This window comes from Actinoplanes sp. TFC3, from assembly GCF_001553785.1.
In the GTDB taxonomy this organism is placed as follows: domain Bacteria; phylum Actinomycetota; class Actinomycetes; order Mycobacteriales; family Micromonosporaceae; genus Actinoplanes.
The window spans coordinates 1,568,493-1,589,451 of sequence record NZ_LOJP01000001.1; the positions used below are offsets into that span (position 1 = coordinate 1,568,493).

Genomic DNA, 20,959 nt, shown 5'->3' on the forward strand with positions numbered 1-20,959 from the left:
CGGCATGGGGGCGGATCCGGGGTGGCGGGGGTTGCTGCCGGGTCAGCACGTCACGGCGACCGGGCAGGTGCTGGAGCCGCGAGGAGGTGACCTGACGGCGGCAGTGCTGTCGGTGCGGGAGGCACCTGTCCCGCAAGGCCGGTCGTCGTGGGCGCAGCGGGCAGCCGGGGCGCTGCGAGCTGGACTGCAACGGGCGTGCGCGCCGCTGCCTGACGACGTGGGTGGGCTGCTTCCCGGGCTGGTCGTCGGGGACACCAGCAGGATGGAACCCGGGTTGCAGGAGAACTTTCGCTCGACCGGTATGACGCATTTGACCGCTGTCAGTGGTGCCAACGTGGCAATCATCCTGGGTGTCGTGCTGTACGCCGTGCGGTGGGCGCGGGCCGGACCGGTGGTGACTGCGCTGGTCTGTGCGGTGGCGCTGGCCGGGTTCGTGATTCTGGCCCGCCCCTCGGCCAGCGTGGTACGGGCGGCTGCCATGGGCGCGATCGGGTTGCTCGGGTTGGCGGCCGGACGCCCACGCGCTGCGGTGCCCGCGCTGGCTGCCGGGGTGGCTGGGCTGATCTTCGTGGACCCGGAACTGGCCGGGGACATCGGATTCGCGTTGTCCGTACTCGCCACCGGTGGACTCTTGCTGCTCGCACCGAAGTGGAGGGACGCCCTGCAGCGGCGAGGCTGGCCGGCGTGGGCTGCCGAGGCGCTCGCGGTGCCCGCTGCTGCCCAGGTCACGTGCGGTCCGGTGGTGGCCGGGATCTCGGCGAGCGTCAGCTTTGTTGCCGTTCCGGCCAACTTGCTGGTCGTACCGGCGATTGCGCCCGCCACGCTGCTCGGGGTCAGTGCTGCGGTCCTGTCACCGGTGTGGCCGACCGGGGCGGAGTTCGCGGCCTGGGCCGGTCAATGGCCCACGCGCTGGTTGGTTCTGGTGGCAACGCGCGGAGCCAATGTCCCGGCCGGTGCTTTGCCGTGGCCTGGTGGCGTGCTTGGGGCGCTGCTGCTCGCGGTGCTGACTGTGGCGTCGTTGATTGCGACGCGGCGGCCGTTGGTGCGCCGGCTGGTCGCTGTGATTGCGGCGAGTGCGGTGCTGGGTGCTCTCCCCGTACGGCTGATTGCTGCCGGATGGCCACCGCCGCGCTGGATCGTGGTGACCTGCGCGGTGGGGCAGGGCGATGCCGTGGTGTTGCCGGCGGGGGAGGGCAGGGCCGTGGTGGTCGACGCGGGACCCGATGCCACCGGGGTGGATCACTGCCTGCGGCGGCTGGGCGTCCGGCGGGTGGCGCTGTTCGTGGTCAGCCACTTCCACGTCGACCATGTCGGTGGGGTAGCGGGAGTGTTCCGGGGACGGACGGTCGCCGGGGTGGTGGCGCCGGACTGGCCCGAGCCGCCGGCTGGCTACGCCGGGGTGGCGGCCGAGGCGGCGCGGGCCCGGGCGCCGATGGCTGCAGTGACACCGGGCTGGCGGTACGCGATCGGGGGCCTTGAGCTGACCGTGATCGGGCCGTTCGAGCCGTTGCAGGGCACCAGTTCCGACCCCAACAACAACTCCCTCGTCCTGCGCGCCCGGATCAGCGGCCGGACCGTGCTGCTGCCCGGCGACGCGGAGACCGAGGAACAGGAGGAACTGCTGTCTCACTTGGGCCGTACCGCCGTACGCGCGGATGTCTTGAAGGTCTCCCACCACGGCTCGGCCTATCAATCACCGGAATTCGTGGACGCGGTGGATCCAGCGGTGGCCCTGGTGTCGGTGGGCCGCGACAATGACTACGGGCACCCGAACGCCGCGCTGTTGGACCGGCTGGCACGCGGCGGGGCGAGGGTGATGCGCACGGATCAACAAGGGGACGTGGCCGCGGTGCAAACGATGACGGGTCTGGGGGTGGTGGCCCGTGGCAGCCCACCATGAGCCCGCCTTCCCGCTGCTTTCGCCGATGACCACCGCTCATGACGTGGCCACTGCGCTACGGGAACCCTTGCCTCAACTGCGGGAGCAAAAGCTCCAAGCGCCGACATATGCGGCAACGGGGCCGCCGCTGTTCACCTCAGGACCGCTGAGCTTTGAAGGGGTTGGCGGCCAGCCATCCGTCGAAGGTCTGGTGGCCTCGGGGGCCTTCGGTGGTGGGGATCAGGCCGCCGGAGCCCGTGGGGCCAGGGATCGGGAGGGGGATCACCGGGCGGTGGCGGCTGCCGCCTGCGGCGATGAGGCGGCGGGCCATGCTGGGCAGCGATTCGATGCGGGGGCCGGCCAGGTCGGGGGCCGTGGCCTGGGGTGGCTGGGTGATCAGGCCGGCCAGGGCTTCGGCTACCTCGCGGACGGCGATGGGCTGGGTTTTCATGCCGGGGACCAGGGCCAGCGGGCCGGGGAGGCGGTCGAGCATTTGACCGGCGAACTCGTGGAACTGGGTGGCGCGCAGGATGGTCCAGGGGACGTCGCCGGTGCGGACGACCTCCTCCTGGCGCAGCTTGCCCGCGTAGTACGGCAGTCGTACCCGGTCGATGCCGACGATGGAAAGGGTGAGCAGGTGGCGCACGCCCGCGCGGTGCGACGCGCTGACCAGGTTGCGGCCGGCCTGGTCGAAGAAGCCGACCGCGACGTCACGCTTGTTGGTGGTCACGTTGCTCACGTCGATCACCGCGTCGACGCCGGCCAGCGCGCTGTCCAGGCCCGCGCCGCTCAGCAGGTCGACGCCTTGCGAGCGGGCCAGCACCACCGGTTCGTGACCGGTCGTTCTGAGTACCTGCACCACGTTGCGCCCGGTCAGGCCCGTTCCGCCGGCGACTGCGATCTTCATCTTTCGCTCCCTGTCCTGGGGTGTTCCTCAAGCAGACGAGATGGCCTCGGGAAACGTGACACATCTGGTTCACCCGGCGGTTGGGCGTGGGCGTATTGCTGATCATCGAAATGGTTTTAGGGTGGCTCATGTCAATGTCTCGTGTTCGTCGTGTGGTGGCGGGGGCTGCTGGTGGGCTCCTCGTCGTCACGATGGGCCCGGTTGTCCGGGCCGAAGCCGCGCCTGCGCCCGTGCCGCTCGTCGGCAATCCGGTCAGTTATGTGGACCCTTTCATCGGTACGACGCGGGGTGGCAACACCTGGCCCGGAGCGACCCGCCCGTTCGGCATGATGGCGTGGAGCCCAACCAACACGAACGGTGATCAGACGAACGCGCCTGCTGCCAACGGGTACGAGTACAACGCCACCAAGGTGCGCGGCTTCAGCCTCACCCACGTCAACGGGGCCGGCTGTGCGCCCGGGGCGGCCGGGGACATCCCGATCCTGCCGTACGTGGGTAACGTTGACTCCTCGCCGACGGCTGACACCAAGGACGCCAAGTACGCGTCGACGTTCTCGCATGCCAACGAGACGGCGAGCCCTGGCCGGTACACGGTGACGCTGGATTCCGGCGCGCGGACCGATCTGGCCGTGAACACGCGTGCGGGCATTGCCGACTTCACGTTCCCTGCCGGGTCGGCCGCGAACCTGTTGTTCCGCACTTCCAACTCACTCAACGGCAGTGAAAATGCAGACATCGAAATCGACAGCTCTGCTCGTACGGTCAAAGGCTCGGTGTTGACCGGGTCGTTCTGCGGCCGCCGAGGCAACGGTGGCGGGGCGAACAACCCGGACCGGCGCTCCTATTACCGGCTCTACTTCAGCGCCACGTTCGACCGGGACTTCGCGTCCACCGGCACGTGGCACGACGCCACGGTCACGCCCGGTGGCACCGCGGCCAGCGGCGGCGAAGGCTACCTGACCGGCGCCGATCGGGCGGGCCGCGGCTCCGGCGGGTGGGTCGGCTTCGACACCGGGTCGGACACCGACGTACGGATGCGGATCGGCATCTCGTATGTGAGCCTGGATGGCGCGGTCGCCAACCGAGACGCCGAGATCCCCGCCACGGCAACTGTCGACTCAGTCGCCGGGGCGACCCGGGAGGCCTGGAACACCGAGCTCAGTCGCATCCGCGTCGGCGGTGGCACCGAGGCGCGCACCACCGCGTTCTACACCTCGGTTTACCACGCGCTGATGCAACCGCAGATCATGAACGACCTCGACGGCCGCTACCTCGGCTCGGACCTGCAGGTGCACAGCGCCCGCCCCGGCCAGAAAGCGGTGTACGGCACGTTCTCCGGCTGGGACCAGTACCGGGCCCAGATCCAGCTCCTGGCGATTTTGCGCCCGGACGTCGCCGGTGACATGGCCACCTCGATGCTCGACTTCGCCACGCAGAACAAGGGCATCTGGGACCGCTGGCTGCACCTCGGCGCCCCGGCCCACGTGATGACCGGCGACCCGGCCGCACCCACGCTGGCCACCTACTACGCCATGGGGGTGCGCAACTTCGACACCGGCGCCGCCCTGGATTCGCTGGTCAAGCAGGCCACGGTGCAGAATCCGGACGCCCTGTCGGACGCCGGCTGCCCGGGTCAGTGCCTCGGTCAGCGGCCGACGCTCAATACGTACCTGGCGCTCAAGTACGCGGCCAACGACATCTGCCACTGCTGGGGCGGCGCGGCGGAAACCCTGGAGAACTCGCTCGCCGACTTCTCCCTGGCCATGTGGGCCAAGAGCAGCGGGCGCAAGGATCTGTACCGTCAGCTCCTGCCGCGCGGCGACTACTGGAAGAACACGTACAACCCGGCGGTCGGCTACCAGGCCGCGCGCAAGGCCGATGGGAGCTGGCAGCCCGGTTTCACACCGTCGACCGATGTCGGGTTCGCGCAGGGGTCCAGCGCCACGTACACCTGGATGGTCCCGCAGGACGTCTCAGGGCTGGCCACGCTGATGGGCGGCCGGCCCGCGGCGGCTGCCCGCCTCGACGGCTTCTTCCACGACGAGAACGGCAACTGGGCGGTGCTGGGCGGCAACGCACTGCGCTACGACCCGACCAACGAGCCCGGCATCCACGCGCCCTGGCTCTACAACGGACTCGCCCAGCCCTGGAAGACCCAGGAAACCGTCCGGCAAATCCTCGATACCGCGTACGGAACAGGGCCCGCGGGCCTGCCCGGCAACGACGACCTGGGCACCATGAGCGCCTGGTACGTGTTCGCCGCTATCGGCATGTTCCCCCAGGTCCCGGGGCGCGCGGAGATGCTGCTGGGCAGTCCGGTCTTCACCCGGGTGGAAATCGAGCGCAGCAACGGCGTCCGGCTGACGGTCAACGCCACCAGCACCGACACGTACGTGCAGAGCGTCAAGCTGAACAACTCCACCCTGCGCCGGTCCTGGTTGCCGGAGTCGTTCCTGCAGCGCGGCGGGGCGGTCTCGTTCACGCTGGGTAGTTCGGCCAACCAGACGTGGGCTACCGCGACCAAGGACCTGCCGGAGGATCACTAAGAATTCGCACCCTCCGCGGTGTCCCTGACTTCCTGGGGACACCGCGGAGGGTGCGGCTACTCGTAGCGGCGGTTGGCGGACTGGCGGGCTCGCTGCTCGTCATCCAACGGCTCGGCCCACTGACGGCCGGGACGCCCCACGCCCACCGTGCCCAGCTCGGGCCTGTCTGCCTCGGGCAGGCCCAGCTCCGGCCCACCCACTGCCTGCGTGCCAAACTCGGGCAGTCCGGGCTGCGGCCCTTGCGACGTCAGGCTCCCCAGCTCCCGCTTGCCCGACTCCTGCGGGGGGACAAAGGTGGAGAACCGGTTAGGCGCATCCAACGGCGGGAACGAGTCGAACGACCGGTCCGAACGGCTGTCGAACTGATCGGACACCGCAGCCGGCACCGGACTGACCAAACGTTGAGTGTCGGCCTGAGCGAGATCGTTCCCGGTATCGGCCTTCTCCGCCGGCTCGGCGGCACGCCTGCGCGACTGTCGAGTCGCCCCCGGGACGCGGCCAGTGAGGTCCACAGTCGGCTTGTTGTCACCCGGTGCCGCGCCGGCATTACGACCTGCTCGCGACAGCACCGAGGCCGGGAGTCGTACCGTCTTGCCTCCGACCTCGCGACTGCGCGACCGCGTGGCCGACGAGACCGTGAGGGCCCCGGCCACCACGTCGTTGAGCTTGACCATCGCGGCCACCGAGAGCGGTAGCACCAGGACGCCCCACCAGCTGACCAGCTCGGCCAGGGCGAGCAGAACGCCCAGCGCCACCGCACCTTCGAGGAACACGAAGCACAGGAACCCACTGGGGGCCAGGTATTGCAGGCCGAGCGCGCGGGCGTACAGGGGTTGCTGGCGTACCTCTTCGCGGGACAGGCCGGCGCGACGCGAGCGGGTCATCGGGCGCCTCCGGACTGGCGGGCGTGGGCTACCGCGAAGACGGCCTGCTCCAGCGCGTAACCGCGGTCCTCTGCGCCGCCCTTGACCGCGGCGTTGCATTCGGCGGCCGCGCGCATGGCGTCGACCAGTCCTTCGGGGGTCCAGCCCCGGCTGCGCTCCTGCGCCTTCTGGATCTTCCACGCGGGCATGCCGAGCGAGCTGGCCATCTGGTACGGATTGCCGCGCCCGGCCGACGCCACCCGGGCCACCGTGCGTACCCCATCAGCGATGGCGTCGGCGATCGGCACGGGATCGACGCCCACGTGCAGTGCCCAGCGCAGGGCTTCCAGCGCCGCCGGCACGTCGCCGATCATCGCGGCATCGGCCACGGCGAAGCCACTGACCTCGGCGCGGCCCTTGTAGTAGCGGGCGACCACGGCGGGACTGATCTTGCCGTCGGTGTCGGCCAGCAGTTGCGAACAGGCCGCGGCGATCTCGCGCAGGTCGGTGCCGACAGCTTGCAGCAGGGCAGCCGCGGCGGGTTCGTCACAGCGCCCGCCGTTGCGCCGGAACTCGTCGCGTACGAAGGCGATGCGCTCACGGTCGCCCTTGAGCTTGAGCGCGGGCACCACTGTCGCGCCTGCGCTTTTCAACCCGTCGGCGAACGCCTTGCCCTTGGCGCCGCCCAGGTGGGTCACGATCAAGGTCACTTCAGGATCGGGATTCTTCGCGTACGACAAAAGCGCCGCCGTGAGCTCCTTACGCGCATCCTGCCCGCTGCGGATGACGAGCACGCGCTGACCGCCGAACAGTGAGGGGCTCAGCATCTCGGCGACCTCGCCGGGGCTGAGCTGACCGGCTTCGTACTCCCGCACGTCCGCCCCGGGGTCAGCCGCTCGCGCCGCCTCGACCGTCGCGGTGACGGCTCGGGCGGCCAGCAATTCCTCATCGCCGAGGACCAGGACCAGGGGGGTAGGAGGTGCACTGTTCACGAGCAAAATCTTCGCACGGGCGTCTGACACACTCCGAAGCCTCACTCCTGCGCGCAGCCATCTGATCAGCGAATGCGAAAGCAGACATATCGGCCGACAAACATATCGAGTCCGAGCTGAGGAGCCTCGATCAGGCTGGACATCTGCCCCGGAACCCCGACGTGATCCGACGCACATCCGAACCGATCGCCCAATGTCGAATCGTATAAGGGACTTAATCCGGGCGTGTCGCGCTCAATTCCAACGACGCCGGCGGATGCGAAAGGCCGGAAAGATGCACGCCTTCACCGTGCGGAAAGCAGAAGGGCCCAAGCCGCGAAGGAGCGCGAAGGCGAAAGCGCCGCCAGCGCCGAACGCCCTGAGAGCGAATCTCCTACAGACAAGAAAAAGCACCCAGGCACCGCTGGACCGTAATGGTCCGGCGGTGCCTGGGGGTGCTTTTTCCGCAGCCGCTCGCGGCAGCTCGGGACGCCATGGCGCGTCGGCGCCGCAAGCGAGCCCTGCGTATCAGGCGGAGAGAGCGGCGATCTTCTTGGCGATGGCCGACTTGCGGTTTGCCGCCTGGTTCTTGTGGATGACGCCCTTGCTGACAGCCTTGTCGAGCTGGCGCGAGGCGTCACGAAGCAGCGCGGTGGCCGTCTCGGTGTTGCCCGCGTCGCCCGCCTCGTGCAGCTTGCGGATAACGGTCTTCAGCGACGACTTGACCGACTTGTTGCGCAGCCGGGCCTTCTCGTTCTGCCGGTTGCGCTTGATCTGGGACTTGATGTTCGCCACGCGACAGCCTGTCCTGACTAGGTTCGGATGATGCTCGGTTCGTGAAACGGGATGAAGCTGGGCGGCGACAGCACGCATCAGCGTGCCACCACACGCGACGAACCAATGTATCAGGCCGGTTCGGCGGCACCCAAATCGATGGCTGACCAGCCCCGGCGTTCGGCCAGCCAGGCCAGCGCTTGGCGCCCGCTGAACGCCTGGTGCTGGCGCTGATGCGGAGATGCGCTGCTCGGTCCGGAAGCCGCGCTCACCAGCCAATGCCCACTCATCACGGCAAGTACCCCGTCAACGCCCTCCGCCGGGGCGTCCACGAGCCGATCGACATCGTGGCCACTCGCGTACGCGGTGACCAGCAACGTCACCGTGTCGAACCAGGGCTGGCCGATGCAAGGCCACGCCCAATCGCAGAGCCACGCCTTGCCGTCCCCATCAATGATGACGTTGTCGATGCGCAGGTCACCATGCATCATCCCGTGGCCCGCCAGCATCGCCGGAAGCGCCTGCTCCAAACGTGCCAACTCGTCCAGCTTTCCCGCCACCCAGGCCGGCGCGGCTGGGAGAGGGGCCCGGCCGGCGGCTATCTCGGACCACCAGCAGAGCTGATCCCGTACGAGATGAGCAACAGCCGGCAGCCGAAGTGCCTTCGGTGGCTCGTGGAGGGCAGTGATCGCCGTTTGCCAAGCGTCCAGGGCAGCCTGCAGCTCCTCGGCGCGCCACGGCATGACCGGGACGTGACCGTCGATCGCGTCGAGGCACACCACAAAGTAGCCCTCGGCCTCCAGCGCCCACCGAAACCGGGGCGCGGCAACCTCCGGCGGCAGCAGCGATGTGATGGACGCCTCACGCTCGTAGGCCTCGGCCGCCGGCTCCTGGACAGGCGCCGCCTTGACGAACGCCCGCGCACCCGTCGCGGTCTCCAGCACACCGGCAAACGCCCTGGTAAACCCGCCGCCCGCGGTGCTCGACGCCGTCACCGGAGCGCCCAGACGCCTCTCGATCACCCTCCGAAGAGCCCCAGGCAAATCACCCCAATCTGGCCGTACGCTCGTGACGCCGTACTCGATGTCGGGCAGTGATACCGGACGCATGCCTCCATCCTCCCCTCCCGGTTTTTGTCATACCGGCCTGGCAGGCTGTCCCTCATGAGAACGGACGACTTCTGGGCGGTCATCGATCGGGCGACCGCCGACCGGCCGGGTTCGCCCGACGAGGTGGCCAAGCGTGCCATCGCCGAGCTGGCCACGCGCGACCCCGGCGAGATCGTGGCCTGGGGCCGCCACGTCGACAAGGTGATGGCCGCTTCCGGCAAGGAAGACCTGTGGGCCGCGGCCTACCTGATCAACGGCGGCTGCTCGGACGACGGCTTCGACTCCTTCCGCGGCTGGCTGATCGCCAACGGCCGTGACGTCCTCGCCCGTGCTGTCCGCGACCCCGATTCGCTGACCGACCTGCCCGCGGTCCGCTCGGCCGCGCTGACCGGGGCCGTGTTCGAGGCCGAAGAGGTCCTGGGCATCGCCGCGGCGGCCTACCAGGAGGCCACCGGTGAGGAGCTACCCCCGAGCGACGCGCCGCCGGGCCGCCCCGACCCGGCAATGCTGTGGGACTTCGACGATGAGGAAGAGATGCAGCGCCGCCTGCCCCGGCTGTCGTCGCTCTTCCTCGAGCCGCCGGACTGACGCTCGGGATGGTGTCCTTCCGGGGCTGATTTCGGGGAGGTCGAGCTGAGAAAATCGGCGCATGGAGGAGCTTCGAGGTGAGGTAGCCGCGGTCAGCCGCAACGACGTCTACTCGTTCAGCAAGCCCACCCGGGACCGCATCGTGCTGGTACCCGGCCTGGGCGTAGCGGGCGACATCCACGCGGGCGTGCGGGTGCGGCACCGGTCCCGCGTAAAGGCCGACCCCAAGCAGCCGAACTTGCGCCAGGTGCATCTGATCCAGGCCGAATTGTTCGGGGAGGTGGGAGCGAAGGGGTACGACGTACCCTCCGGCGGGCTGGGGGAGAACGTGACGACCAGCGGGTTGGACCTGCTGGGGCTGCCCCGCGGGACAGTGCTGCGCTTCGGCCCAGCGGCGCCGGGCGAGGCGGCGCAGGCTGTGGTGGCGGCGCAGGCTGTGGTGGTGGCTGCGCGGGATGCGGCGTTGGATCCGGCTACGGCGGCGGCAGTTGACGTGCTGGAGGACGTGATTGCCGGCGAGCTGGAGCGCGGCGATGACGGGCGCCCGGCGGTTGTGCTCATGGGCCTTCGCAACCCGTGTGCGCAGATCAACCGGTTCCGGCCCGGCCTGCTCAAGGAGGTGCTCGGCCATGACGAGCGCGGTGAGCTGGTCCGCAAGGCCGGTGTGATGGCCGTCGTGCTGCGCGGCGGTGAGATCCGGCCCGGCAACGTCGTGACCGCCGAGCTACCTGCCCGCCCGCACCAGAGCCTGGACCGCGTCTGACTGCCCGTTCCTGCTCCGGCGGCGCGGCGTGGGACCATGGATGGGTTGGCCCGTTGGGGGCCGGCCTGTGAGTTGCCCGAGTCTGACCTTCAGCTTCGAGAACGGACGAACGTGCCTGGACCGCTCGACCCCGGCGTGAACATCATCGGAGCGACGGATCCGCGTCGCATCCGCAACTTCTGCATCATCGCTCACATCGACCATGGCAAGTCGACGCTGGCTGACCGGATGTTGCAGATCACCGGCGTGGTTGATCCGCGGCAGATGCGCGCGCAGTATCTCGACCGCATGGATATCGAGCGCGAGCGCGGCATCACCATCAAGAGCCAAGCCGTGCGGATGCCGTGGGAGGTTCGTAACGGCGCTCAGCAGGGCGAGTCGGCAGTGCTCAACATGATCGACACCCCTGGGCACGTTGACTTCACCTATGAGGTGTCGCGCAGCCTTGCGGCCTGTGAGGGCGCTGTTCTGCTGGTCGACGCCGCGCAGGGGATCGAGGCGCAGACGCTGGCCAACCTGTATCTGGCCATGGAGAACGATCTCCACATCATCCCGGTGCTCAACAAGATCGACCTGCCGGCCGCGCAGCCCGAGAAGTACGCCGAGGAACTGGCCAAGCTGATCGGGTGCGAGCCCAGCGACGTGCTCAAGGTTTCCGGCAAGACCGGTGAGGGCGTCGAGCACCTGCTGGACGAGATCGTCCGCCAGTTCAAGCCGCCCGTGGGCGACGCCGATGCCCCGGCACGGGCGATGATCTTCGACTCCGTGTACGACGTGTACCGCGGCGTTGTCACCTATGTCCGGGTCATCGACGGGCGGATCGAGGCGCGCGACCGGATCAAGATGATGTCGACCGGCGCCGTGCACGAGCTGCTGGAGATCGGCGTTGTCTCGCCCGAGATGGAGAAGGCCGGCGCGCTCGGGGTGGGCGAGGTCGGCTACATGATCACCGGCGTGAAGGACGTGCGGCAGTCCCGGGTGGGTGACACGGTCACCGGCAACAACCGGCCGGCCAGCAACCCCCTCGGCGGCTACAAGGACCCGCGGCCGATGGTCTACTCCGGGCTTTACCCGATCGACGGCTCCGACTATCCGGCGCTGCGCGACGCGCTTGACAAGCTCAAGCTCAACGACGCCGCCCTGGTGTACGAGCCGGAAACCTCCACCGCCCTCGGGTTCGGCTTCCGCTGCGGCTTCCTCGGGCTGCTGCACCTCGAGATCATCAGCGAGCGGCTGGAACGCGAGTTCAACCTCGACCTGATCTCCACCGCCCCCAACGTGATCTACCAGGTGATCACCGAGGACATGCAGGAAGCCACTGTCACCAACCCCAGTGAGTTCCCGGCGGGCAAGATCGCCGAGATTCATGAGCCCACCGTGCGGGCCACAGTGCTGGTGCCCAACGAGTATGTCGGCGCGGTGATGGAGCTGTGCCAGAGCCGGCGCGGCAACCTGCTCGGCATGGAGTATCTGTCCTCCGAGCGGGTGGAGCTGCGCTACACCTTGCCGCTGGCCGAGATCATCTACGACTTCTTCGACCAGCTGAAGAGCAAGACCAAGGGGTACGCGTCCCTGGACTACGAACCCTCCGGTGAGCAGGTCGCCGAACTGGTCAAGGTGGACATCCTGCTGCACGGCGAGCCGGTCGACGCGTTCAGCGCGATCGTGCACAAGGACAAGGCCTACAACTACGGCGTCACGATTGCGTCGAAGCTGCAGAAGCTGATCCCGCGCCAGCAGTTCGAGGTGCCGATCCAGGCCGCCATCGGCAGCCGCATCATCGCCCGCGAGACCATCCGGGCAATCCGTAAGGACGTGCTCGCCAAGTGTTACGGCGGTGACATCAGCCGCAAGCGCAAGCTGCTCGAGAAGCAGAAGGAAGGCAAGAAGCGGATGAAGATGGTCGGCCGCGTGGAGGTGCCTCAGGAGGCCTTCATCGCCGCGCTGTCGACCTCGGACACCGCCGATCCCAAGCCTGCGAAGAAGTAAAGGAAGATTTTTTCCGGCCGGGACCGGTTGCGGCGATCAAGGGGCGCGAGCTGCTCTGATGGTTGTTTGCGGGGGTTGGTGCGGGTGTGGTCCTGAGAGGTTCCTGGCAAAAAAGCGGTTTGGTTTTTCGGGGCGTCGGGAACTCCTTTGCTCGACGGACGCAACGTGCACCACCCCCCGAGGAGGACCTCCATGACTGTCACCGGAATCATTACCGCGCTCATCGTCGGTCTGATCATCGGCGCCCTGGGCCGCCTGGTTGTTCCGGGCAAGCAGAACATCCCGATCTGGCTGACCATGGTCATCGGTGTTGTCGCCGCGCTGCTGGGCACCGTGATCGCCCGCGCCACCGGCGTTGCCGACACCAAGGGTGTCGACTGGATCGAGCTGCTCTTCCAGGTCGTGCTGGCCGCAGTCGGTGTGGCGCTTGTTGCCGGCATCGGCGGTCGCCGCGGCTACAGCCGTCGCTGACCTCGACCCCCTCGGGGGTTCGTAGGAACCGCACTGCCAGAAAAACCGGACCCCACAGGGGTCCGGTTTTTCGTTGTTGCCGGTCGAAGGTGTCGTTCGAGCGCGGCCCGGCTGCGGGACATCACTGGGTGGTGGCCGCGCGGAACGCCGGGTCACGCGCGGCCAGCGGGTACAGCGAAGTGGCCGAACGCCTCGCGCACCAGCTTGTCCGTGCCGGCGAAGTGGTAGGTCAGCGAGCCCAGCGGCACGTCGTCGTCGGCGGCCACCCGGCGGGACGAGCTCCGCTCATGCTTTTCAGTACCGGAACTTGTGCTGGGCGCTGCGCCGGTTCACCCAGGCCGGCAGCTCGTCGACGTGGTCGAGGCGCGGGATGCGCTCGGCCGGGTCGTGCGCCTCGGTCACGTCGCGCATGGTCACCACGTACCCTTGCACCAGCCGGTCTTCGCGCAGGTCCCGGTACGTCGCCTCGACCAGCACCTGGCTCTCGTCCGAGCGTTGCAGCGCGCAGTGCACCACCCCGTCGCCGTTCTCGCGCAGCTTACGGCGCACCTGGGTGCGGTCGTCGGGGTGCACCAGGTCGGCCAGCGTGGCGAACGGCGGGATCTCCTTGTCGCCCAGCAGGCTCCGCAGCGCCGGGCTGGCGTACCGGATGACCTGATCCTCGTCGGTGACCAGCATGATGTCGGCGGTGTTGCGGATGACCGCGCGTAGATAGAGATCGCTGTCGCGGCGTCCGATGGCCTCCACCAGCGCGATGCGGTCGAGGGCCAGGGCAGCCTGTCCGGCCAGGACCTCGAGAGCGTCGCGGCCGGCGTCGAGGGTTTCCCGGCGCCCGGTGAGGACCAGGGCCCCGCCGCTGGGCCGGGCGACCGCGAGCGGCTCCAGCCAGAGCGGGCAGATCAGCGTGGCCTCGACGTCCGGCTTCGGGTTCGGTGCCGCGGTCGGCGAGGACAGCCACCAGCTGCGCGAACCCGGACCGGCGGCCGCGGCGGGCAGGGCTTCGAGCGCCAGCTTGCGATCGTCGGTGGCGAACAGCACCTTGGTGGGCGGCAGGAGTTTGCCCACTGCGGCGCGGACGGCCTCGTCCACGGCGGCCTCGTCCGGCGCGGCGACCAGGGAGGCGCTGGCCTCGCGCAGCGCCCGTTCGCGGGCCTCCGCCTGGTTGCTCAGCAGCGCCGAGTCGGACAGCCGGGTGATCATCAATACCAGCGTGATGGCACCGGCCACGGCGATCACCACGCCGTCGGTGACCGCGCCGGACAGGGACTCGACCAGCAGCACGATCGGCGGGGTGGCCACCGAGACGCCGAGCAGCGCGGCCCAGCGGCCCTTCCAGGGGATCTGCCGGGCGGGGATGGGCGCGGTCAGCTCCACCATCGAGGAATGCAGGGCAGCACCGCCCCAGGCCAGATAGAGCACCATGAAGCCGGTCTCGGTCCACCAGCGGGGGTGCAGGCCGTACGCGATGTCGCTGGACAGCATGCCCGCCGCGCCCACGCACAGCAACACCGCCGACCAGTTGAACCAGGTCGCCGCGATGAGCCGGGCGGCCACGCCGATGAGCAGCAGCGCGCCGATCACGTCGGTGGCGACTATGTCGCCGAGGCGGTGGCTGTCAGCGATCACGAACACCCAGACCACGAGCAGCGTCGCGCATGCGCAGGCCACCAGGTCGATGAGCCGGGCGCGGGTCATCAGCAGCGTGCCGCCGCGGGTCAGCTGCAGCAGCGCCAGACCGATGGTGACGAACATTGACAGATAGCTGACATCCGCGATGCCGTACCGGCCGAAGGCGTACAGGATGTCACCGAGGGCGAGGCAGGCGACCGACGCGGCGATGAGCAGCCACGGTCCGGTGCGAGCCGGTCGGAACCGGTTCACCCCGATGATGATGGCGGCTACGCTCACGGCTCCGAAGAGGGTCCATTCCAAGGCGTGGAGCACGAATAACTAGTACCAGTACGGTCGCTGTCTGTCCATGTCGATGTATACGTAGCGCTATGAGCTGCGAGCATGGCATCGGGCCTGGCCGACGTGTCGGTGAACGTGAATGTGAAGGTCAGTGAAAAACCTCGGCCACCACAGTGTCGTCGCCGACCCGCCGGTCGCCGGTTACGGGCTGCCACTTCCCGTTCGTGGCGTCCCACTCGCGATCGGCGAAGCGCACCCGTTCGAGCCCGGTGCCCTTGGCGTGCGAGACCAGCCAGTGCGCGTAGCGCCAGCCGGTGTTCGGGTCCTTCACGGTGACCTTGAGATCGGCGTCCGGGGACGTGTCGACGCCCCAGTCCAGTTTGAGCCCCTCGGAGAGCGCTGCCGAGGCCGCCGCCCCGCGCAGGGCCGGCTCGCCGGTCACAGTGCACTCGACGGCGCCGGTGGCCCGCCCGGCCAGCGCCTTGGCGAGCACTGCGGATTCGTCGGCCCACTTCTCGTACGCGTTGGGATAGGCCGATCGCTGCACCTTCTGCGCGGCGTCGGTCACCCGCATCTCCTTCCAGCCCTTCACCTTCTTGAGGGCCGCGTAGAACTTGTCGGCGGAGTAGCGCGGGTCCTGGATTTCCTCCGGGGTGCCCCAGCCCTGGCTGGGCCGCTGCTGGAACAGCCCCACCGAGTCGCGGTCGCCGGTGTCCAGGTTCTCCAGCTTCGACTCCTGCAGCGCCGTGGCCAGCGCGACCACGATCGCCCGCTCCGGCATCTTGCGGCGCAGCCCGATCGCCGAGATGGTGGCGGCGTTGGCCATCTGCACCGAGTAGAGGGTTACCTCGCCGTCGGCGCGCACCGTGCACTCCGGACCCAGGTGGGGCAGCTTGAACGTGCCCGGAAAGGACTGGGAGACCACAAAGCCGAGGGCGCCCACCAGCACCAGCACCGCGATGATCGCGACCGGCTTGCGCTTCACCCGCACCTCCCGCGGACCCGCCGGCATGATCAGCCGGTCGATCAAAGACTAGACAACGCGCGCCCGTCGCTCACGGGACCGGCACCCAGGCGGCCGCCCGCTTCTCGCGGAACGCGGCCACACCCTCGCGGCCCTCGGCCGACTTGAAGTATCCCGCGGACCGGGCGGACAGCTCGGCCATGTCGGCCCGGATCGACTCGGCAGGGGTACGCCGGAGCAGCCTTTTCGTGCCCGCCAGCGCGGTCGGGCCGCCCTTGACCAGCGACTCGCAGTACGCCGCCACGGTCTCGTCGAGCTGCTCGGCCTCGACCGCCCTGGTGACCAGGCCGATCTCGGCGGCGCGGGTGCCGTCGAACACGTCGCCGGTCAGGTACAGCTCGGCGGCGGCGCGCGGGGCCAGCCGGGGCAGCACGGTGGCACTGATCACCGCCGGGATCACCCCGAGCCGGACCTCGGAGAAGGCGAACGTCGCTGTGCGCGTACAGACAGCTAGATCTGCGGCCGCGATCAGGCCGAGCCCGCCCGCCCGGGCCGGACCCCCGATGCGCGCGACCACGGGCTTGGGAAACTCCCAGACGGCGGCCAGCACGTCGGCCATCACCTCGGCCGGAAGCTTGCCGTCGTCGCCGGTTGCGGCCGTTTCCTTGAGGTCGGCGCCGGAGCAGAAGACCGGACCGGTGTGCGAGATCACAACCGCGCGTACGGCTGGGTCGCGCTGCGCGGCGGCGAGGGCCTCCAGCAGCTCGCGCATGAGCGGCGAGGAGAGGGCGTTGCGGTTAGCCGGGCTGTCCAGCGTCAGGGTGGTCACCCCGGCGGCGGTGACGGTACGGACCAGAGCCATCCCGGAACCATAGGGCATATTTGAGTGATGCCTGGAGCCTTACCCGACGGGGAACCCGTACCCGCCGACGGCTTGCTACCGGCGTCCGTGCGTGTGTCCGGGCAGTTCGGGGTGTACGTGCACGTGCCGTTCTGCGCCTCGCGGTGCGGCTACTGCGACTTCAACACGTACACGGCCAGCGAGTTGGGCGGCGGTGCCAGCCGTGACGAGTACGCGTCGACAGTTCTTCAAGAGGTCCGTTTCGCCGGGCAAATCGTGGCGAAACCGGTGGAAACCGTGTTCGTCGGCGGCGGCACGCCCACCCTGCTCAGCCCGCACGACCTGGGCCGCATCCTCGAAGGAATCGACCGGACCTGGGGCCTGGAAGCCGACGCGGAGATCACCACGGAAGCCAACCCGGAATCGGTAACGCCGGAGTCGCTGCGGGAACTGAAGAGCGCCGGCTTCAACCGGATCTCGCTCGGCATGCAGTCCGCCTCCGCGGGAGTGCTGGCCGTCCTGGAGCGCAACCACACCGCCGGTCGAGCCGTCCAAGCCGCCCGGGAGGCGCGCGAGGCCGGCTTTGAGCACATCAACTTGGACCTGATCTACGGCACGCCGGGGGAGACCGCCGAGGACTTCGCCGCCTCGCTGAACGCGGTCATCGAGGCCGGGGTGGATCACGTCAGCGCGTACTCGCTGATCGTCGAGGACGGCACCAGGATGGCCGCCAAGATGCGCCGCGGCGAGGTGCCGTTCCCCTGCGATGACGTGGCGGCCGACCGCTACCTGGCCGCTGACCAGGCGCTGAGCGCGGCCGGGTTCGCCTGGTACGAGGTGTCGAACTGGGCCACGTCGCCCGAGGCGCGCTGCCGGCACAACCAGCTCTACTGGACCGGCGGGGACTGGTGGGGCTTCGGGCCGGGCGCGCACAGCCACGTGGACGGGGTGCGGTGGTGGAACGTCAAGCACCCGTCCTCGTACGCGAAAAAGCTTGCCGGCGGTGTCTCACCCGGCCTGGCGCGAGAGGTCCTGACGGCTGAGGATCGGCGTGTCGAGAACGTGATGCTGCGCGTGCGTCTGGCCGAGGGGCTGCCGTTGTCCGCCGCGGACCCGGTTGGCGTGGAGAAGGCGATGGCCAACGGGCTGCTCGACCCCGCCGCGTACGAACGGGGCCGAGCAGTTCTCACGCTGGGGGGCCGGCTGCTGGCCGACGCCGTGGTGCGTGACCTCGTCTGAGGCTGCTTACTTGATCAGCGAGACCGTCATCGGGTATTTGTACGGCTCGTTGTTCGCCGCCTTGACCCCGGCGATGACCCCGATGATCGAGGCGATCAGCCACGCGGCGATGGCCACCACGAAGCCGACGACGATGCAGGTCAGGATGTAGCCGACGATCGCGATGATGGCCCAGAGCAGCTGGAAGTTCAGCGCCTTGACCGCCTCCGAGCGCACCAGCGGCGACTGGTTGCCGCGCGCCAGCATCGCGACCAGCGGGGCGATCCAGCCCGCCACGCCGCCGGTGATGAACGCGCCGGCCGCGCCGCCGAAGTGGGCGACGAGGATCCAGGTGCGGTCCTCGTTGCTGCCGCCCCCACCCTGCGGGTTGTACTGCGACGCGCCGTACGGCTGGCCGTAGGGTCCACCGGACGACGGCGGAGGCTGCTGGCCGTAGGGCGCGCCCGAGGAGGGCGGTGGTGGCGGGAAGCCCCCGGCGGGCGGCGGGTAGCCCCCGGAGCCCGAGCTGGGCGGCGGGTAGCCACCGGCTCCCGAGGCGGGCGGCGGGTTGTAGGGCGGCGGGGGATATTGGTTGAACGGCTCGGTGGGGTCCGAGGGTTGTCCCTCACCGGGCGGACGAGGTGGTTCAGTCATGGCCCACACGGTAGGGCCGCGCGTCGAACCTGGCGAGGGCGACACCCGGCCGTCCAGGGCTTTCGCCGACGGCCGATCATCGCGCGGGCGGCCTGGGCGACGTAGACTGGCACTCGCCCGGACGGAGTGCCAGACCACGGAGGGAGGGGTCATGTCGCTGGATGACCGCAAGCTCGAGGTGCTCCGCGCCATCGTCGAGGACTACGTCGCCACCCAGGAACCGGTCGGCAGCAAGGCCCTCGTCGAGCGGCACCAGCTGGGCGTTTCCCCGGCAACCGTGCGAAACGACATGGCCGTGCTGGAGGAGGAGGGCTACATCCGCCAGCCGCACACCAGCGCCGGCCGGGTGCCCACCGACGCCGGCTACCGGCTGTTCGTGGACCGGCTGTCGCGGGTCAAGGCGCTGAGCCCGGCCGAGCGCCGGGCCATCGAGCGCTTCCTGGCCGGGGCCGTCGACCTCGATGACGTGGTGCACCGCACGGTCCGGTTGCTCGCCCAGCTGACCCGCCAGGTCGCTGTGGTGCAATATCCGAGCCTGGCCCGTTCGTCGGTACGCCATCTGGAGCTGGTGCCGATCTCCAGCACGCGGCTGATGCTGGTGATGATCGCCGACACCGGCCGGGTCGAGCAGCGTCTTGTCGAGCTGCCCGGGCCAACCAGCAACGACGACGTGCTCGACCTGCGCCGCAAGGTGAACGCCAAGCTGACCGGGGAGAAGCTCGCCGACACGCCGCCGCTGGTGCAGGCGCTGGTCGACGAGTGCGCGCCGGAGAAGCGGATCACGATGGCGTGCCTGGCATCGGTGCTGCTCGAGACGCTGGTCGAGCGCAGTGACGAACGTCTCGCGCTGGCGGGCACGGCTAATTTGACCCGCGGTGGTGTCCTGGACTTCCAGGGCTCGTTGCGCCCGGTGCTGGAAGCGCTCGAGGAGGAGGTCATCCTGCTCAAGTTGATCGGCGAGGTGGAGCCCAGCACCACCCGGGTGCGCATCGGCGACGAGAACGAGATCGACAACCTGCGGGCGGCCTCGGTCGTCAGCACGGGTTACGGACCGGGTACGACAATCGTTGGTGGCCTCGGCGTGCTGGGGCCGACTCGGATGGATTACCCCGGCACCATCGCTACCGTGCGTGCCGTGGCACGCTACGTCGGCGATCTGCTGGCACAGAATTGATAGACGGAAACTGACGCCGCTCGCCAGCGCGCGGAGCGCGGGGCAGACATGAGGACTCGAACACCTGTGGCCAAGGACTACTACGGAATTCTCGGCGTCAGCCGGGAAGCCACCGACGACGAGATCAAGCGCGCCTATCGCAAGCTGGCCCGTCAGTACCATCCGGACATCAACCCGGACCCCGAGGCGCACGAGAAGTTCAAGGACATCAACGCCGCCTACGAGGTCCTCTCCGACGACCAGAAGCGCCAGATGGTCGACCTGGGCGGCGACCCGCTCGCTCCCGGCGGCGGTGGCGCCGGTGGCCCGGGCGGTCCCGGCGGAGCCGGCCCGTTCGTCGGCTTCCAGGACATCATGGACGCCTTCTTCGGCACGGCCGCAGGCGGCGGCTCGCGAGGCCCGCGCCCGCGCACCCGCCCCGGCGCCGACGCGATCCTGCGCCTGGAACTGGACCTGGTGGAGACGGCGTTCGGCGTCGAGGCCCCGATCACCGTGGACACCGCGGTCCTGTGCACCCAGTGCTCCGGCGCCGGCACCGCGCCCGGCACCCACCTCGCCACCTGCGAGACCTGCGCGGGCCGTGGCGAGGTCCAGTCGGTGCAGCGCACCTTCCTCGGCCAGGTCGTCTCGTCGCGTCCCTGCCAGAACTGCCAGGGCCACGGCACGATCATCCCGCACCCCTGCCCCACCTGCGCCGGCGACGGCCGCATCCGCACCCGCCGCTCGCTCACGGTCAAGATCCCGGCCGGCGTCGAGGACGGCATGCGCATCCGCCTGGCCCAGCAGGGCGAGGTCGGCCCCGGCGGCGGCACGGCCGGCGACCTCTACGTCGAGATTCACGAACGCCCCCACGACGTCTACTCCCGCAAGGGCGACGACCTGCACTGCCGCGTCACCCTGCCGATGACCGCGGCCGCCCTCGGCACCCGCCTGACCATCAAGACGCTGGACTCCGAGGAGAACATCGAGGTCAAGGCGGGCACCCAACCGTCCTCCACGCTGCGGATCCGCGGCAAGGGCGTCCCCCACCTGCGCGGCCAGGGCCGAGGCGAGCTGTTCGTGCACCTCGACGTCAAAACGCCCACCAAGCTCACCGCGGACCAGGAACGCATGCTGCGCGACTTCGCCAAAACCCGCGGCGAGGACATCGCCGAGCTCAGCAAGCAGGGCGGCTTCTTCTCCCGGATGCGAGACGCCTTCAACGGGCATTAATTCAGGATCCGGAGGTCGTAGCTCGGTGGGTGGCGCTGACCGCACCCACCGAGGCCGGGCTCAGGGTGCTCGGATGCCGCTCGCATGATTGCTGGAAACGACGCCAGAGGATCATCTGCCGCAAC

The 20,959-nt window shown here is 69.2% G+C and carries 18 protein-coding genes; 9 read left to right on the forward strand and 9 right to left on the reverse strand.

What is annotated here, in order from left to right:
* Window positions 1-1,900, forward strand: a 1,900-nt coding sequence (locus tag TFC3_RS07145) for a ComEC/Rec2 family competence protein (RefSeq protein WP_067497166.1), incomplete at its 5' end; no start/stop codon positions are given.
* 136 nt (window positions 1,901-2,036) lie between these two features.
* Here the strand turns inward: TFC3_RS07145 and TFC3_RS07150 are convergent.
* Window positions 2,037-2,786, reverse strand: a complete 750-nt coding sequence (locus TFC3_RS07150) for an SDR family oxidoreductase (protein ID WP_067497167.1) — start codon at window positions 2,784-2,786, stop codon at window positions 2,037-2,039.
* A gap of 134 nt (window positions 2,787-2,920) precedes the next feature.
* Between TFC3_RS07150 and TFC3_RS07155 the strand changes: the two genes are divergently transcribed.
* On the forward strand, window positions 2,921-5,332 hold the full coding sequence (locus TFC3_RS07155) for a GH92 family glycosyl hydrolase (RefSeq protein WP_201787128.1): 2,412 nt from the start codon (window positions 2,921-2,923) through the stop codon (window positions 5,330-5,332).
* A gap of 56 nt (window positions 5,333-5,388) precedes the next feature.
* Here TFC3_RS07155 and TFC3_RS40385 read toward each other — a convergent pair whose 3' ends face one another.
* From TFC3_RS40385 to TFC3_RS07175, 4 genes are all read right to left on the reverse strand, one after another.
* Window positions 5,389-6,216 (reverse strand): hypothetical protein, encoded by an 828-nt coding sequence (locus TFC3_RS40385; RefSeq protein ID WP_369819584.1) that lies wholly within the window; start codon window positions 6,214-6,216, stop codon window positions 5,389-5,391.
* On the reverse strand, window positions 6,213-7,187 hold the full coding sequence (holA, locus tag TFC3_RS07165; protein ID WP_369819585.1) for a DNA polymerase III subunit delta: 975 nt from the start codon (window positions 7,185-7,187) through the stop codon (window positions 6,213-6,215). Before holA ends, TFC3_RS40385 begins: the two co-directional genes overlap by 4 nt.
* Window positions 7,188-7,694: 507 nt before the next feature.
* Entirely contained in the window at window positions 7,695-7,961 is a 267-nt protein-coding gene (gene rpsT, locus TFC3_RS07170; protein WP_067497171.1) for a 30S ribosomal protein S20, read from the reverse strand.
* 110 nt (window positions 7,962-8,071) lie between these two features.
* Window positions 8,072-8,962, reverse strand: coding sequence for a phosphotransferase family protein (locus tag TFC3_RS07175; RefSeq protein ID WP_236718022.1), 891 nt, complete (start codon window positions 8,960-8,962; stop codon window positions 8,072-8,074).
* A gap of 141 nt (window positions 8,963-9,103) precedes the next feature.
* Here TFC3_RS07175 and TFC3_RS07180 point away from each other — a divergent pair, with 141 nt between their 5' ends.
* From TFC3_RS07180 to TFC3_RS07195, 4 genes are all read left to right on the forward strand, one after another.
* Window positions 9,104-9,637: a DUF4240 domain-containing protein gene (locus tag TFC3_RS07180; RefSeq protein WP_067497173.1), complete on the forward strand. Its 534-nt coding sequence runs from the start codon at window positions 9,104-9,106 to the stop codon at window positions 9,635-9,637.
* A gap of 61 nt (window positions 9,638-9,698) precedes the next feature.
* Window positions 9,699-10,400 (forward strand): MOSC domain-containing protein, encoded by a 702-nt coding sequence (locus tag TFC3_RS38670; RefSeq protein WP_067497177.1) that lies wholly within the window; start codon window positions 9,699-9,701, stop codon window positions 10,398-10,400.
* Between the two features lie 111 nt (window positions 10,401-10,511).
* Window positions 10,512-12,389 carry a translation elongation factor 4 gene (gene lepA, locus TFC3_RS07190; RefSeq protein WP_067497179.1) on the forward strand — a complete coding sequence of 626 codons (1,878 nt, stop codon included), beginning with the start codon at window positions 10,512-10,514 and terminating at the stop codon, window positions 12,387-12,389.
* Window positions 12,390-12,581: 192 nt separating this feature from the next.
* Window positions 12,582-12,860 carry a GlsB/YeaQ/YmgE family stress response membrane protein gene (locus TFC3_RS07195; RefSeq protein WP_067497181.1) on the forward strand — a complete coding sequence of 93 codons (279 nt, stop codon included), beginning with the start codon at window positions 12,582-12,584 and terminating at the stop codon, window positions 12,858-12,860.
* Window positions 12,861-13,154: 294 nt separating this feature from the next.
* On the opposite strand, the gene TFC3_RS07200 is transcribed toward TFC3_RS07195, so the two are convergent.
* The 3 genes from TFC3_RS07200 to TFC3_RS07210 all read right to left on the reverse strand — a co-directional run bounded on the left by TFC3_RS07200 (window position 13,155) and on the right by TFC3_RS07210 (window position 16,597).
* Window positions 13,155-14,741 (reverse strand): PAS domain S-box protein, encoded by a 1,587-nt coding sequence (locus TFC3_RS07200; protein ID WP_236718023.1) that lies wholly within the window; start codon window positions 14,739-14,741, stop codon window positions 13,155-13,157.
* A gap of 178 nt (window positions 14,742-14,919) precedes the next feature.
* Window positions 14,920-15,783 carry a hypothetical protein gene (locus tag TFC3_RS07205; protein WP_067506152.1) on the reverse strand — a complete coding sequence of 288 codons (864 nt, stop codon included), beginning with the start codon at window positions 15,781-15,783 and terminating at the stop codon, window positions 14,920-14,922.
* A gap of 43 nt (window positions 15,784-15,826) precedes the next feature.
* The gene (locus TFC3_RS07210; protein ID WP_067497184.1) at window positions 15,827-16,597 is read right to left on the reverse strand and encodes an enoyl-CoA hydratase-related protein; all 771 of its coding nucleotides are present in this window, start codon (window positions 16,595-16,597) and stop codon (window positions 15,827-15,829) included.
* A gap of 27 nt (window positions 16,598-16,624) precedes the next feature.
* On the opposite strand from TFC3_RS07210, the gene hemW reads away from it, so the two are divergent.
* Window positions 16,625-17,815 carry a radical SAM family heme chaperone HemW gene (gene hemW, locus TFC3_RS07215; protein ID WP_067497186.1) on the forward strand — a complete coding sequence of 397 codons (1,191 nt, stop codon included), beginning with the start codon at window positions 16,625-16,627 and terminating at the stop codon, window positions 17,813-17,815.
* 6 nt (window positions 17,816-17,821) lie between these two features.
* Here the strand turns inward: hemW and TFC3_RS07220 are convergent, their stop codons facing one another.
* Window positions 17,822-18,448 carry a DUF4870 domain-containing protein gene (locus TFC3_RS07220; RefSeq protein ID WP_067497187.1) on the reverse strand — a complete coding sequence of 209 codons (627 nt, stop codon included), beginning with the start codon at window positions 18,446-18,448 and terminating at the stop codon, window positions 17,822-17,824.
* Window positions 18,449-18,599: 151 nt separating this feature from the next.
* Between TFC3_RS07220 and hrcA the strand changes: the two genes are divergently transcribed.
* On the forward strand, window positions 18,600-19,622 hold the full coding sequence (gene hrcA / locus TFC3_RS07225; RefSeq protein ID WP_067497188.1) for a heat-inducible transcriptional repressor HrcA: 1,023 nt from the start codon (window positions 18,600-18,602) through the stop codon (window positions 19,620-19,622).
* A 66-nt stretch (window positions 19,623-19,688) separates the two neighbouring features.
* Window positions 19,689-20,834 carry a molecular chaperone DnaJ gene (gene dnaJ / locus TFC3_RS07230; protein WP_173745368.1) on the forward strand — a complete coding sequence of 382 codons (1,146 nt, stop codon included), beginning with the start codon at window positions 19,689-19,691 and terminating at the stop codon, window positions 20,832-20,834.
* Window positions 20,835-20,959: the final 125 nt, after the last annotated feature.